This is a genomic window from Roseovarius albus, assembly GCF_900172335.1.
Lineage (GTDB): Bacteria > Pseudomonadota > Alphaproteobacteria > Rhodobacterales > Rhodobacteraceae > Roseovarius > Roseovarius albus.
Genome location: NZ_FWFX01000004.1, coordinates 177103 through 191037 on the forward strand (window position 1 = coordinate 177103; position 13935 = coordinate 191037).

Sequence of the window (13935 nt, forward strand, 5' to 3'; positions counted from 1 at the left end):
CTTATTTTTTTAGTACACTTCAACTTGGTGTTGAAAGAACATGAAATACCGTCCTGAAATTGATGGTTTGAGAGCGATTGCCGTCGTCCCAGTCATTTTGTTTCACGCGGGTTTTGAAAGCTTTCGTGCTGAATATTTGGGAGTTGATATATTCTTTGTAATCAGCGGCTACTTGATTACGACAATATTAATCGACGACATTTCTAACGACCGTTTTAGCATTGTTAATTTCTATGAGCGCCGCGCCCGCCGGATAATTCCAGCGCTTTTCTTTGTGATGCTGGCATGCATTCCATTTGCTTGGATGTGGATGTTTCCAGCTCAAATGAAGGGTTTTACTGATAGCGTTATGGCGGTTAGCTTTTTTGTATCGAACATATTGTTCTGGTTTGAAAGTGGATACTTTGAGGCCGCTTCTGAGTTGAAGCCGTTACTCCATACATGGAGCTTGGCCGTAGAAGAGCAATACTACATCCTGTTTCCTATAATTTTGGTTTTGATCTGGAGATTTGGTCAAAGTCTTGTTTTCTGGATTATCGCAGTGTTCGCGTTGACCAGCTATACATTGGGGGAGTGGGGCTGGCGGGCTGATGAATCAGCCCGATTTTACTTAGCTCCGGCACGCGCATGGGAACTTCTGGCAGGGTCTTTAGTGGCGATTTTCTCTCACCAAAATGGTTCAAAGAGCAGCAATTTATTGTCGGCTTTGGGGTTTATCGCGATTGTTTCTGTAATTTTTGCAGGCAACAAAAATGCATCTTTTCCAAGTCTGGACGCTTTGATTATTGTTGCGGGTGTCGTTTTGGTAATTTTGTACGCAGGGCCAGGTACGTTGGTAGCAAAGGCGCTTGGCGTGAAGCCCCTAGTGGGGATTGGGCTCATTAGCTATTCAGCATATTTGTGGCATCAACCACTTTTTGCTTTTGCCAAAATCAGACTGATGGAAAAACCAAGTGACTTTCTAATGCTATGCCTGAGCCTCTCGTCTTTGGTGTTGGCTTATGGCAGTTGGAGGTTTATCGAGGCACCTTTCCGGGATCGGCAAAAAGTTTCACGAAAGAGCATTTTTAGATTTAGTCTCTTAGGAACAGTAGTGTTTGTTGCATTCGGTATCAGCGGTCACAATTCGAAAGGCTTCGAAACTCGTATGCCAGACAGTGTTGCCGCAATACAAACCGAAGGAAAGGCGGCAAGCCCGAAGTGTTTACGTGGTCAGTTCGACGAATGCAAATTTGGCGCAACAGATGAGCCACATGAAATTGTTCTGATCGGTGATAGTCACGCTGGACGATATGCTCTTGGTTTGAAAGACATTTTCCAAGCAGGCAATGCGTCATTCTACGCGTTCGTCGCGCCGTGGTGCGCTCCATTGTTAGATTGTATTGCAACCGTAAACATCAATAATCACGAATGTAGTCCAAACATGACTGAAACGTTGATTGATGTTTCACAGGATGAAAAAATTAAAGTCGTAATTCTTGCGGCGGAATGGAGCAATTACACAACGGGTTATCGGCACGAGTCAAAACACACTGCTTATTCTTTTGCGGATGGTCAGAATTTCTCTGCGAAAGGCAATGCGGCGCAATTTAAGATGTCGATGAAAGCAACTTTGGAACTGCTGTTGGATCGCGGAAAAAAGGTCGTGTTGATCGATCCGACCCCGGAATATGACTACCATGTCACAAATACCCTGGCAAAATCCGCACTCTATACAGGTGTGCCACAAACAAAAGCTATTTCGTTTGATGATTACTTTGAGCGCAATCGAGAATTTTTTAATGCAATTAGCGGTTTGACACATCCAATGTTGATCAAGATAAGCGTCGCAAACATGCTGTGCGATAGTGAAAATTGCAAGCCCTACAACGCTGATGGTTTACCTCTGTACAGTGATGACAATCATTTAAGCATACTCGGCTTAAATCGCGTCGCTAAACATATCTATCAAGCTGCGAAGCCGTAAAAACATACAGCCGATTGGTCGCATGTTTGGGGATGAGACTAAATGAGAACAGAAATGAAAAACCCGCCAGAGGCGGGCTTTTTTGAGTTCATCAAAGTTAATTTCAGGCCAGTTCAGGCTCTTTCGCGGTGTTCAGGTGCTCCATCAGAGTCTCAGGTGAGGAAACGCCGTACGGATCTTCAGGGCAGTTGTCCATCAGGCCAGGCTCTTCGAACCATGCTTCGACCACACCATCGGTGACGATGGCCGCGTAGCGCCACGATCGCATGCCAAAGCCCAAGTTATCCTTGTCAACCAGCATACCCATCTTGCGGGTGAATTCAGCAGATCCATCTGGGATGACTTTGACGTTTTCCAGCTTTTGATCCTGTGCCCATTTGTTCATGACAAAGCTATCGTTCACCGACATGCAGTAGATCTCGTCGATGCCTTGCGCTTTGAAATCAGCATAGCCGTTTTCAAACCCAGGCAGCTGGTAGGTGGAGCATGTGGGGGTAAAAGCACCCGGCAGCGAGAACAGGATCACGCGCTTACCAGCGAAATAGTCAGCGGTGGTTTTATCTTCCCAGCGGAATGGATTTGGGCCTTCAATCGCTTCGTCGCGAACACGTGTGTGGAAGGTCACGTCGGGCAGTTTTGCGCCAGCTTTCATCATCAAACTCCTGTGATTCAGATGTGATCTAGGAGCGCTTTAAAATGATTCTAAGGGGAGCTTCAATGGCAGAATTGCCGCAGGTTGAAATTATGATTTATGTAATAATTTCATTAATATACCTGAAGAAGCGCATGCCGCTGCGTTCCACGTGTTGCTGCTCATTTGCATTTCCTTTGATCCACCCAAGCAACATCAAGTGAGCCGTTTTTCAATCTTCGCTTTTCGACACAGATTGTGTCGGTGTGCTGCATTGCTTGAGTGAATGAAGAGGTGCTAAGCACATATAGGTTGCCTTGTTGATCGCGTATAGTGGCCTCCATCCCCGAGTCTGTATCGGAAAAACTGCTAACGATTGAAATGATTGGAAGGCGTTCGTAACCCTCAACAGAGTAGGTTGCGCGCTTTCCGATTAGTAGCATCATTACGATTGCAAACGGAACAAGCCAAATCGCAATCTTTATCCAATGACCATGATCAAGCACGAATGCTTGAAGCCGAGGGGATAGACATTTCAATAAATTGTGCATGGCACCTTTAGTTTATTCATCTGGTGGAATGAGGCCCAGTCCGCGTAGGTAAATCCCAATCCCGGATTCCAGCAAATCTTCGGGCGCAAAGGGGCTTTGCGTTCCGGGGGAGTTGCGGGCGAAAAGCTCGACGACGCCGTGGCTAAGCGCCCAGACATGCGCGGAAAACATAGCCGCTGGCGGCCGATTTTCTTCAGGGATGTGTTTGGATAGCTCGGTCGCGGCGTGTTCCAAAACCCCGCGCGCGCGGTTGGCGACGGCGGCCAGTTCCGGTGTACGGTTGATTGAAATGCCGGATTCAAACATTGATATGTAGTATCCGGGATATTTGCGGGCGAATGCTAGATAAGCGCGGCCGGTAGCCTCGAAACTCGCCAAAGCCGACGGCTGCCCCTGATCAAAGGCGTGCTGAATCAGATCGGCAAATATCTCGTACCCTTGACGTGCGGCTTCGGCAATCAGATCTTCACGCCCGGCAAAGTGGCGATAGACCGCAGCAGGAGTGACACCTGCGCGTTTGGCCGCCTCAGACAGGGTAAAACCGGTCGGGCCCTTGGATTCGATCAAGCTAAGCGCCGCATCGACCAGCGCTTGACGCAAGTTGCCGTGATGATAGCCGCGTTTAGGCATCCCAGATCTCGGGTCCGGCACAGAGAAGGGAGTCGATTGCACCAATCGCCTTGCCATCCTTGTTGGCATAGGAGATGGCGTTCAGGACGTGACGGATGGCCTCCAGCCGTGCGCGGCGCTTATCATCGGTACGCAAGATGGTCCAAGGGGCATGATCGCTGTGGCTTTGATCAAACGTTTCTTGAATAGCAGTGGTGTAGTCATTCCACTTGCTGAGCCCTTTCACATCGATGTTGCTCAACTTCCATTGCTTGAGCGGATCGGATTCACGGCCCAGAAAACGGCGCAACTGTTCGGCCCGTCCGACATTGAGCCAGAACTTAAAGAGGTGGGTGCCATCGTTGACCATCATGCGCTCAAAATGCATGACCTGCCTGAAAAAACGGGCGCGCTCCTCTTCTGTGCAAAAGCCAAAAACCTTTTCTACAACGCCGCGATTGTACCAACTGCGATCAAAGAACACCATTTCACCACCTGATGGCAGATGATCAATATAGCGCTGGAAATACCATTGTGATTGTTCACGATCCGAGGGTTTAGACAAAGCCACAACTCGCGCGCTGCGAGGTAGAAGATGTTCACGGAACCGTTTGATTGTACCGCCTTTTCCGGCGGCGTCACGCCCTTCAAACACAATCACGACGCGCGCACCGCTTTGCCGCACCCAAGATTGCAATTTCACCAGCTCGACCTGCAGGTTATATAGGTCTTTCTCATAGGCCTTGCGCGGCATCCGTTCGGAATGCGGATAAGTGTTGGACAGAATGTCACCTTTCTCAGCGCGCCGAATGGCATTCCGAACCTCAACAGGGGCATCATGTTCGAAATACTTGGTGATCGCGCCGTCAAATGGCAGATCCATTCCTGTCTCCCTCAACTCGTTACATCTACTATGGCCCGCTGGGAATGCAGGCGCAATATTCCAATCACCGTGTTTTAGGTGCGCAAATCAGTTTCTTCCAAGCCGATTTTGCTGATGTCGTACGGCGTGGTTTCATAGATCTCTGAAATCCAGTTGCCATAAAGCAGATGCGCATGGCTGCGCCAACGGTTTTGCGGCGTTCTAGACGGATCATCATCCGGATAATAGTTGCCTGGTACATTGATTGGCGTACCATTGGCGACATCGCGATCATATTCCTGCTTGAGCGTACCGCTGTCATATTCGAAGTGATTAAAGATATAGAGCGCGCGGAGTGCCGGATCGGACACCAGACAGGGGCCAACCTCGTCGCTGTTCAACAGGATGTTCAACCCCGACACGGCTTCGATCTCATCCCGGCGCATTTCCGTCCAACGGCTGACCGGGATCACGCATTCATCAGAAAAACCCCGCAGTAGTGGTGAGGATTCCGCCATGTTGACATGGCGAAAACACCCAAAGGCCTTGTGTGGCAAGATGTGCTTGGCCACGCCGTGAAAGTAATTGATCATCGCCATGCCACCCCAACAGACGCCAAAGGTGGAATGCACGTGAGTTTGGGTCCAGTCAAAGATCTGACGCAGCTCATCCCAATAGGTGACATCTTCAAATTCAAGATGCTCGATCGGGGCGCCCGTGATGATCAGGCCGTCAAACTTCTCCCCGGACTCGAAAACCTCGCTGAACGGTCGATAAAAACTGGCCATATGTTCTGCGGCGGTGTTCTTGGTGCGATGTTCAGTCATCCGGATCAGATGAAGCTCAATCTGCAAGGGCGTTGCTCCGATCAGCCGGGCAAATTGATTCTCGGTCTGGATCTTCTTTGGCATCAGGTTCAGCATCGCGATGCGTAGCGGGCGAATATCCTGACGTGCCGCCTGATCTTCGTCCATCACCATCACACCTTCGCGCGACAGCACGTCATAGGCGGGGAGGCTGGAGGGAAGTTTGATCGGCATGAGACTGACTTTTCTGATGTTTATCCGCAGATAAGCGGATTAGTTGCGATCCTCAAGGGCACTCGCGACGGCGTGATCGAACTCGTCCGGCGTGTTGATGTTTGCCAGTGTGTCGCCGGTGAGGGTAATGCCCCATTGCGCCATGGCCTCGTATCGCGGTTTTCGATGGGCGAGGGCGCGGGCGTAGGTCCAACGGATGAAGGTATTCGGGTCAACTTTATCTTCACTCAATCCAGATTCTGCCAAATACTCATCCCAACAACTGTCCAGGAATTCTGGCAGATAAGCCATGGGTTTTGGCGCGCGGTCGAACCGGCGGATCAGTTCTTGGGTATGTGCTTCATCGCCTTGCAGGTAGATCATCAGGCATTGCGAAGACAGTTCGTTCAACAGGGGATCATCGACATCATTGCCATCAGCCCATTCACAGATTGACCCACCAGTGTCGCAGACAAAATTCGAGTAATTGTACAATCTATCCGCGCGGTCGATGAAATACCCGGTGTCTGCCAAGGCCCGGATTTCTGCCTGACGGAACTGCTCCTGACGGCGACGATATTCGCCTATGGGCAAACCGCCTTTGTCAGGGTCTCCCGGTTTTCCTAGGTAGGTTGATACAGGTGTCAGGTTGCTGAAAGTGATGTTTGAGCCGATATAAATCGAGTCGGTCAACAAAAGGTCCCGCAAGAATGGCACTTGCATCGCATGGGCCTTGGCGTTGTCTGCAATGACTTCGCCCATGTATCGCGTGCCGATGCGGTAATCGATGGAGTAATGAAACCATTCACCCTGACCGCGCAACATAGTGGATAGATGGGTCTTGCCCAAACCTGACATGCCATAAAACAACACGCGCTTGTTTTCGGCTGATAGCCATTCATCTGCTGTCTGATATATCATTGCTGCGTCCCTTACTTCGCGCCTGTGGTAGCCAGAGGGGGAAGAGACGTCAATTTGAAACGTTCAAAAAGAAAAACCCCGCCGAAAGGGCGGAGTTTTATTTTTGGATTTTTGCTAAATCAGAAACGGAAACCCAGCTTCATTCCGAAGGCAATGGCATCGTTGCCACTGAATGAAGACACAGACGTTTCCGCATCCCCTACATCAAAGTATTTGACGCCTGTAGTGATTTCCCAAGACTCAGTTTCATAAGTCGCAGCAAGGCCATAGCTGATATAGCCGTCTTTACCTTGCAAGTTACCAACCGTTGCATCGTGCTCGGTTTCGTAGCCAAGAAGCACGGCACCACTCCAAATGTCATTGAAACGATGACCTAAACCTAACTCATAGGTCCATGAATCATCCGGTTCAAAGGCGATTGGATTGCCGGTTTGAGCAACAAAGTCTGGCGGAGCGATGTTGAACTTTGTCCATTCCCGCCATTTGATGGAGCCGAACAACAATGTGTCCGGTGCAACACCGGTTTGAGCATGCAATGTCACGGCCTGCGGAATTTCTACGTCAAATTCAGTGCCGTTGTTGTCGCGGAAATCGTGGGTGATAGCGGATTCATACGTTAGGGCCACGCGCATGGCGATTTCTGGTTTTTCGTATGCAGCGCCGAGCAGATACCCAAGCTTGTAGTCATTGTCGACATTCAAGGTGTATGAGAAACCACCTGCTGGGACAAAACCACTGGCCGCGATTACGGTAACATCACCCTTCAAACTCTGTAGGCGCAAACCACCATAAACGCTAACGTTGTCATTCACCTTGTATTTCGCCATTGCCGTATAGGCGACAGAATCTACTTGTGCTTCTGAGCCAGTAAATACGGCATTCGGCGCTCTGTAATTGACATCGGCCCCTACTGGTTCGTCAATCGTAAAGGCGATTGCAACTTGATCGTTCAGCTGATGTTTAAAGCCCGCGGCACCCGTAATATACCGTTCAGTAATATTGCCAGTGCCAGCAGTTGGGGCCACTCCTATTGGGAAGCCTCCGGGGCCAATAACTGGCAGTGCTGGCGGAGCACCAGCATTCGGCGTACCGCTGATGTACGGTGAAACTACCGTTGCGCTGAATTCAAGGTAGTTTTTACCCTCCTCGAATAGAATTTGTGATCGATCTCCAGCGCGCTCGATGCCTGCGGCATGGGCCATTCCTGCGATCGTTACCGAGGCAAACGTAGCCGTCACCAAACCTTGATATTTCATAAAACCCTCTTATCTCTTCCCGATTGCAGGGCACAATAAAGAGGGAAGTGAACCGGTCAATTACTGACGCCGCGTCACAAATTCGGAGAACCAGTTGTGTGTCTCATTGATACCACAAAGTGTTAACCTGTTGTATTTATATGTTATTTTGTCTCATTCCACAGATTCAGGTAATTTGCAGCAAAAATAATAGCCGCTCCAAGTATGACTGGATAGCTTAGTGGCTCTTGGTAAAACCAAAATCCAATCAAGGCGATGAGGGGCAAACGCAGGAAGTCTACGGGAACTACAACGGTTGCTGGGGCCATACTTACAGCTTTGGTCAGGCAGAAATGGGCGGTAAGACCGCAGAACGCGATCACCGTAAGCCATGGCAAAGTTGAGGCTGACAGTGCGGTAATATCGCCGTCATAGCCGGCGCAGATTACGCCAAAAATTGACTGAAGCAAAGTCATCCAAAGCAGAATGCAGGTCAGGCTTTCATGACGGGTCAGCATTTTAGTGAAGATGATTGAACAGGCGAAACCTATGGCTGCTACCGCAGCAGCAATGGTTCCAATGTTAAGAGCGTTTGCACTCCCGGGCTGAGTGACGATCACAACTCCTATGAACCCCGTAACAGCGGCGACAACGCGTATGATTGTCAGGCGTTCAGACAAAAGGAGAGGGGATAACATCAACACCCAAATGGGCGATGTAAATTCAAGCGCGAAGAGCTGTGCCAACGGAATTAGAGGGAGTGCAAAAAACCAAAGGTTTTGCGCTGCAAAGTGGCTGATGTTGCGCACGACTTGAAGGCGCAGGTTGCGGGTTGTGATTTCGCGAAGTGTACCCGATAGTGAAGAAATACACAGGACTGCGATCAGGCCGATGATGCTGCGATACATCATGATCTCGAAAGTATCGAGCTCAAAGCTGACGGCACGGCCGGCGATAGCCATCAAAGAAAAGGCAAAAACCGCCCCCAGCATCCAAACTGCGGCACGTAAAACGTGCGCAGGTTCAGAAGACGCTGGGGCAGGTGTTATTCCCACTCGATGGTACCCGGAGGTTTCGAGGTGATGTCATAAGTGACGCGGTTGATGCCCTTGACCTCATTGATGATCCGGGTGGCGGTTTCACCAAGGAATTCGTGGCTGTAAGGGTAGTAATCCGCAGTCATGCCGTCCACGGATGTCACCGCGCGCAGGGCGCAGGCATAGTCATAGGTTCGGCCATCGCCCATAACGCCTACGGTGCGAACTGGTAAAATAGCGACAAAGGCCTGCCAAATCTCATCATAGAGACCATGTTTTCGGATCTGGTCGATGTAGACGGCATCCGCTTCGCGCAGGATTTCCAGCTTTTCGCGAGTGATTTCACCGGGGCAGCGGATCGCTAAGCCAGGGCCAGGGAAGGGGTGGCGGCCAATGAAGCTGTCAGGCAGGCCAAGCTCGCGCCCCAAGGCACGCACTTCGTCTTTAAACAGTTCGCGCAGAGGTTCGACCAGCTTCAAGCCCATCTTTTCGGGTAAGCCGCCGACGTTGTGGTGCGATTTAATGGTCACCGATGGGCCGCCCGAGAAAGACACGGATTCAATGACATCCGGATAGAGCGTGCCCTGAGCCAGGAATTCCGCATCTTCAATGGTGTCGGCGTATTTCTGGAACACATCGATGAACAGTTTGCCGATGATCTTGCGTTTTGTCTCGGGATCGCTTTGGCCGTCCAACTCGCCCAGAAACAAATCGCTTTCGTCTGCGTGGATCAGTTGAATGTTATAGTTGTCGCGGAACATGCCGACGACTTCAGTAGCTTCGTTGTTACGCAGCAGGCCGTGATCAACAAAGACGCAGGTCAACTGGTCGCCAATCGCTTCGTGAATTAGGATCGCGGCGACAGAGCTATCAACGCCGCCGGACAGGCCACAGATGACCCTCTTGTCACCAACTTGTTCGCGGATGGTTGCGATCATCTGTTCGCGGTAAGCACCCATGGTCCAATCGCCCGAAAACCCGGCGAGCTTGACAAAATTCTCATAAAGTTTTGCACCTTTGGGGGTGTGGTGTACCTCGGGGTGGAACTGAACCGCATAGAAATTACGCGATACATCGGCCGTGATTGCGTAAGGCGCATTGGGGGAGGTGCCATAAACCTCAAACCCTGGGGCGATTTCGCTGACGTGATCACCATGCGACATCCAAACTTGTTCATCGCCCTCGGTAAACCACCCATCCAGAATACTCAGGTTCTCGCCGGGTGTCACAAAAGCGCGGCCAAACTCGGCTGTGCCATGGCCCGATTCGACTTTGCCGCCCAGTTGATGCATCATCACCTGCTGGCCATAGCAGATGCCCAGGATTGGTAACCCCAGGTCAAAGACCTCTTGCGGCACACGGGGTGATCCGTCACGGGTCACACTGTCAGGGCCGCCGGAGAAGATTACTGCTTTGGGTGCAAAATCCTCCAGAAACGCGGCAGTAACGTTTTGATAGGGATGAATTTCGCAATAAACATTCAGCTCGCGCAGGCGCCGGGCGATCAGCTGTGTGACTTGGCTGCCGAAGTCGATGATAAGAAGGCGGTCATGGGATGTCTGGGTCATGACAGCCTAGTATGCCGGAGTGTCGATTTGCGCAAGAGAGGCGTTGCGCTCAGACCTAAAAATGTCGCCATTGTCTGGTGCGGATGTCGCTATAGCGCCTCAAAGGCCGCAAACCTTCAAGGCAGGGAGGTTTTCATTGGATACAAACGATGGCAAGCTGCACCCGGTGGGGTGCTTTCAGTTCAAAGGAATAGAGAATGGCCGAAGCAGGATCGCGTCGTCGTAGCCGTGGAGGCGGAGGAGCCGCCCGTCGGGCAGAACGCAGCAGCATCAGTTTTGAAACCGCAAAGTACATCGAACGGAATATTCCGAATGTCGAGGTGCTGAACGAAGAAGCGCTGGAGCTGATCGAAACAAACGCTGAGATCATTCTTGAAGAGGTTGGAGTCAATTTTGTAGACAATCCTGCCGCATTGGATCGCTGGCGCGAAGCCGGGGCCGATATCGATGGCGAGCGCGTTCGTATCCCCCGAGGTCTGGCCCGCAAACTGTGCTCAACCGCGCCAAGCGAATATATTCAGCACGCTCGCAACCCAGAGAAATCTGTCACTGTTGGCGGTCGCAATCTGGTTCTGGCTCCTGTTTATGGCCCTCCATTTGTGCGCGACATGGATGGCGGCCGTCGTTACGCCACGATGGATGACTTCGAGAAGTTTGTGAAACTGGCCTATATGTCCAAGTGGCTGCACCACTCCGGCGGGACCGTTTGTGAACCCACAGACATCCCCGTGAACAAACGCCACTTGGATATGCTCAAGGCACACATGTTGTTGTCGGACAAGCCATTCATGGGCTCTGTGACTGAACCAAGCCGCGCACAAGATTCTGTTGATATGTGTGGCATTCTGTTCGGCAAAGACTTTGTCAAAGACAACACAGTCATGACATCGCTGACCAACATCAACTCTCCAATGACATTTGACGACGTGATGATGGGCTCGCTTGAGGTTTATGCCAAGAACAATCAGGCCTGCATCATTTCGCCGTTTATCGTTGGTGGTGCCATGGCTCCGGTTTCCGTTGCCGGCACGCTGACACAGGTGCTGGCAGAAGTGATGGCCGGTGTGGCGTATCACCAGTTGGTTCGCCCCGGTGCGCCTGCGATCTTTGGCGCTTTTGTAAGCTCGATCGACATGAACTCTGGCGCGCCAACCTTTGGCACACCTGAAGCGTCATTGGTGACTTATGGTGCTGGCCAACTGGCGCGCCGTTTGGGGCTTCCGTTCCGCTCGGCAGGATCATTCTGTGGCTCAAAATTGCCTGATGCACAGGCGGCATATGAAACGGCAAACAGTCTGAACATGGGCCTGCTGGCCGGTGTGAACTTTATGCTGCATTCGTGTGGTTGGCTTGAGGGCGGTCTTGTTGCGGACTTTGAAAAGTTCGTTATGGACGCTGACCAACTGGGCGTTTTGCACGGTTTGGCCAAAGGTGTGCCAATCGATGGTGACGCACCTGCCATGGATGCGATCCGTGAAGTTGGCCCCGGTGGTCACTATCTCGGCTGTGCGCACACGCAAGCGAACTTCAAAACAGCGTTCTGGCGTTCGGAGCTATTGGACTACAAACCGTTTGAAACATGGTACGAAGAAGGTGAGCGTGACACACGTACGCTGGCCAACATCAAGATGAAACAGATGCTGGCCAACTATCAAAAGCCTGCGATTGACCCGGCGGTTGAAGAAGCGCTTGAGGCCTATGTGGCTGAGAAGAAAGCGTCGATGCCGGACGCCTTCACATAAGATTACAAGACGATTGGGAAGCGCGCAACAAGCGCGCTTCGCTCATCAGAGCGATGAGAATTTCGACATGCTTTTTGACCGAATAGGTCATGTCATCATCCAATCGCCGATGATTTTCCAACCTTTCCAATTCCAATAGTTGAGCTGTGGCCGCGTTGGCAGATGGCAAGGGCACTGCCTCGATGCATTGTTGTAAATGTGTTTCACGCCGATAGTCTGCCATGCCAATGCGTGCAGCTTGAATAAGTGTGCGTGGCCGTCTTAGGCTGTCGAGCTGATCAGTGTAATCCATCAGTAATATCTCCTGCGTTCAGAAGATCAGGAAAACACAACCTAAAGGGGTGTAGCATAATCTTGTTGGCAGCGTTCGCAATGGGGTGAATTTAATTAATACTTAAAAACAATCATTAACAGGTCGCACTTAAGTCAAATTGCGATGGTCAACACGTATAGGTGGCATATAATTATTGTTTTTCCTTGTTTATTTGTTGCTGTGCCACGCATTCCGGGAGGTTCGCGATGGAAAATATAGCGGTGAAAACCGTTAAGACCGAAACATTTCCATCATGGGTTCCTAAGCCGGCCCAGAATTACCTTTTACATATAGAAATCGGAATTTCGATCAGGGCTGTCGCCCGTCAAGTAGGCTGTCATGCGTCTACCGTTTTACGTCAGGTGCGCCAATGTGAAGCGCAACGCGATGACGTTTTGATCGATCTGGCATTCTATCGTCTTGGCCATTGCATTCGACCCCGTGCGTCCCATGAACATTTAACTAAGGAGACATTGATGGGGACAGATCAATTAGAAGTTCAAGACCAAGCTGTGATGAGTGACGAACAGTTTCATGCTAAGGTGTTTCCCGTGTTGCAGCAACTGTGTAAATCCGGAACGGTATTGGCTGTCGCTGCTGGGATGGATAAAGCTGTGATTGTGCATGATGACGACGCAACGGTGGCGATCAGCAACATCGATAGTGAGTTAGCCGAAGCCATTGCCTTGAAAGGATGGATTGAAAGTAAGGATACCGGCCGTATTGCGCGCTATCGGATGACCGGAACGGGACGAGCGGCCTTTAATTCTATGCTGGCCGAAAGAGAAAATTCAGCCATGGGTTTTGCAGAGACACAAACGCCATTCGCGTCTGTAGGTTCAACGTCTCAACGAGAGACATGCAAGAATTCAGAACCAGTCAGAAAACGTATTCGATACAGCGCCCCAGATACACCTTTGACCATGTTGGCGCGGCGCCGAGATCGTGACGGAGCAAAGTTTTTGTCCGATAATCTTGTGCATGCAGGGGAACGGCTGAGAGAAGATTTTGAGCTTGCTCAGATCAAGTTGCCGGAGACAACCAACTGGGATCAGTTTTGGGAAAATCCGATGGCTGAAATTTCTTCAAAGGCAGGATCGCCGATCGCACGCGATCGGGTGATTTGTGCGCTACATGATTTGGGACCGGGACTTGGAGACGTGGTATTACGCTGCTGCTGTTATCTTGAAGGCTTGGAAAAAGCTGAAAAAGGGTTGGATTGGCCCGCGAGGTCGGCAAAAGTTGTGCTGCGAATAGCGTTGCAGCGCTTGCACAAACATTATCATTCTTTGGGAGATTCCGGTAGCATCATCGGGTGAGCAGTGTCCAAAACAGCCTCTAATACGAGAGCTTTTTATAGAATTCTATACGTATAAAAGCCCCTATCGGGCGCAACCCGATAGGGGGAACACATAACGGCAGGCACTGGTTAAAACTTCTGCTCGACCTGCGAGGCTGTCGCAGCACTGGTACTTCCTACC

12 protein-coding genes are annotated in these 13935 nt (G+C 50.8%); 3 read left to right on the forward strand and 9 right to left on the reverse strand.

Annotated features, from left to right (window positions below; all coding sequences use genetic code 11):
- Positions 1-40: 40 nt before the first annotated feature.
- Entirely contained in the window at positions 41-1966 is a 1926-nt protein-coding gene (locus tag ROA7450_RS08235) for an acyltransferase family protein (protein ID WP_085805225.1), read from the forward strand.
- Between the two features lie 103 nt (positions 1967-2069).
- On the opposite strand, the gene ROA7450_RS08240 is transcribed toward ROA7450_RS08235, so the two are convergent.
- The 8 genes from ROA7450_RS08240 to guaA form a co-directional block, all read right to left on the reverse strand.
- On the reverse strand, positions 2070-2618 hold the full coding sequence (locus ROA7450_RS08240; RefSeq protein ID WP_085805226.1) for a peroxiredoxin: 549 nt from the start codon (positions 2616-2618) through the stop codon (positions 2070-2072).
- A 542-nt stretch (positions 2619-3160) separates the two neighbouring features.
- Positions 3161-3778 carry a TetR/AcrR family transcriptional regulator gene (locus ROA7450_RS08250; RefSeq protein WP_085805228.1) on the reverse strand — a complete coding sequence of 206 codons (618 nt, stop codon included), beginning with the start codon at positions 3776-3778 and terminating at the stop codon, positions 3161-3163.
- On the reverse strand, positions 3771-4640 hold the full coding sequence (ppk2, locus tag ROA7450_RS08255; RefSeq protein ID WP_085805229.1) for a polyphosphate kinase 2: 870 nt from the start codon (positions 4638-4640) through the stop codon (positions 3771-3773). The genes ROA7450_RS08250 and ppk2 overlap by 8 nt, the downstream gene beginning before the upstream one ends.
- Positions 4641-4714: 74 nt before the next feature.
- Positions 4715-5659 carry a homoserine O-acetyltransferase MetA gene (gene metA, locus ROA7450_RS08260; protein WP_085805230.1) on the reverse strand — a complete coding sequence of 315 codons (945 nt, stop codon included), beginning with the start codon at positions 5657-5659 and terminating at the stop codon, positions 4715-4717.
- Between the two features lie 39 nt (positions 5660-5698).
- On the reverse strand, positions 5699-6559 hold the full coding sequence (locus tag ROA7450_RS08265; RefSeq protein WP_085805231.1) for an ATPase: 861 nt from the start codon (positions 6557-6559) through the stop codon (positions 5699-5701).
- Between the two features lie 119 nt (positions 6560-6678).
- Positions 6679-7815 (reverse strand): OmpP1/FadL family transporter, encoded by a 1137-nt coding sequence (locus ROA7450_RS08270; RefSeq protein ID WP_085805232.1) that lies wholly within the window; start codon positions 7813-7815, stop codon positions 6679-6681.
- A gap of 143 nt (positions 7816-7958) precedes the next feature.
- Complete coding sequence (locus ROA7450_RS08275) at positions 7959-8786, reverse strand: DMT family transporter (protein ID WP_085805233.1); 828 nt, start codon at positions 8784-8786, stop codon at positions 7959-7961.
- 53 nt (positions 8787-8839) lie between these two features.
- Entirely contained in the window at positions 8840-10399 is a 1560-nt protein-coding gene (gene guaA, locus ROA7450_RS08280) for a glutamine-hydrolyzing GMP synthase (protein WP_085805234.1), read from the reverse strand.
- A gap of 197 nt (positions 10400-10596) precedes the next feature.
- On the opposite strand from guaA, the gene ROA7450_RS08285 reads away from it, so the two are divergent.
- Positions 10597-12141 carry a trimethylamine methyltransferase family protein gene (locus tag ROA7450_RS08285; RefSeq protein ID WP_085805235.1) on the forward strand — a complete coding sequence of 515 codons (1545 nt, stop codon included), beginning with the start codon at positions 10597-10599 and terminating at the stop codon, positions 12139-12141.
- On the opposite strand, the gene ROA7450_RS08290 is transcribed toward ROA7450_RS08285, so the two are convergent.
- Positions 12134-12433 carry a DUF6477 family protein gene (locus ROA7450_RS08290; RefSeq protein WP_085805236.1) on the reverse strand — a complete coding sequence of 100 codons (300 nt, stop codon included), beginning with the start codon at positions 12431-12433 and terminating at the stop codon, positions 12134-12136. The two genes, ROA7450_RS08285 and ROA7450_RS08290, sit on opposite strands and share 8 nt — an antisense overlap.
- A 227-nt stretch (positions 12434-12660) precedes the next feature.
- Here ROA7450_RS08290 and ROA7450_RS08295 point away from each other — a divergent pair, with 227 nt between their 5' ends.
- Complete coding sequence (locus tag ROA7450_RS08295; RefSeq protein WP_085805237.1) at positions 12661-13773, forward strand: DUF6456 domain-containing protein; 1113 nt, start codon at positions 12661-12663, stop codon at positions 13771-13773.
- Positions 13774-13935 lie beyond the last annotated feature (162 nt).

What these genes read in the sequence shown, in the direction of transcription:
- ROA7450_RS08235 (WP_085805225.1), top strand. Translation starts at nt 41, where the DNA reads ATGAAATACCGTCCTGAAATTGATGGTTTGAGAGCGATTGCCGTCGTC.
- ROA7450_RS08240 (WP_085805226.1), bottom strand. Translation starts at nt 2,618, where the DNA reads ATGAAAGCTGGCGCAAAACTGCCCGACGTGACCTTCCACACACGTGTT.
- ROA7450_RS08250 (WP_085805228.1), bottom strand. Translation starts at nt 3,778, where the DNA reads ATGCCTAAACGCGGCTATCATCACGGCAACTTGCGTCAAGCGCTGGTC.
- ppk2 (WP_085805229.1), bottom strand. Translation starts at nt 4,640, where the DNA reads ATGGATCTGCCATTTGACGGCGCGATCACCAAGTATTTCGAACATGAT.
- metA (WP_085805230.1), bottom strand. Translation starts at nt 5,659, where the DNA reads ATGCCGATCAAACTTCCCTCCAGCCTCCCCGCCTATGACGTGCTGTCG.
- ROA7450_RS08265 (WP_085805231.1), bottom strand. Translation starts at nt 6,559, where the DNA reads ATGATATATCAGACAGCAGATGAATGGCTATCAGCCGAAAACAAGCGC.
- ROA7450_RS08270 (WP_085805232.1), bottom strand. Translation starts at nt 7,815, where the DNA reads ATGAAATATCAAGGTTTGGTGACGGCTACGTTTGCCTCGGTAACGATC.
- ROA7450_RS08275 (WP_085805233.1), bottom strand. Translation starts at nt 8,786, where the DNA reads ATGCTGGGGGCGGTTTTTGCCTTTTCTTTGATGGCTATCGCCGGCCGT.
- guaA (WP_085805234.1), bottom strand. Translation starts at nt 10,399, where the DNA reads ATGACCCAGACATCCCATGACCGCCTTCTTATCATCGACTTCGGCAGC.
- ROA7450_RS08285 (WP_085805235.1), top strand. Translation starts at nt 10,597, where the DNA reads ATGGCCGAAGCAGGATCGCGTCGTCGTAGCCGTGGAGGCGGAGGAGCC.
- ROA7450_RS08290 (WP_085805236.1), bottom strand. Translation starts at nt 12,433, where the DNA reads ATGGATTACACTGATCAGCTCGACAGCCTAAGACGGCCACGCACACTT.
- ROA7450_RS08295 (WP_085805237.1), top strand. Translation starts at nt 12,661, where the DNA reads ATGGAAAATATAGCGGTGAAAACCGTTAAGACCGAAACATTTCCATCA.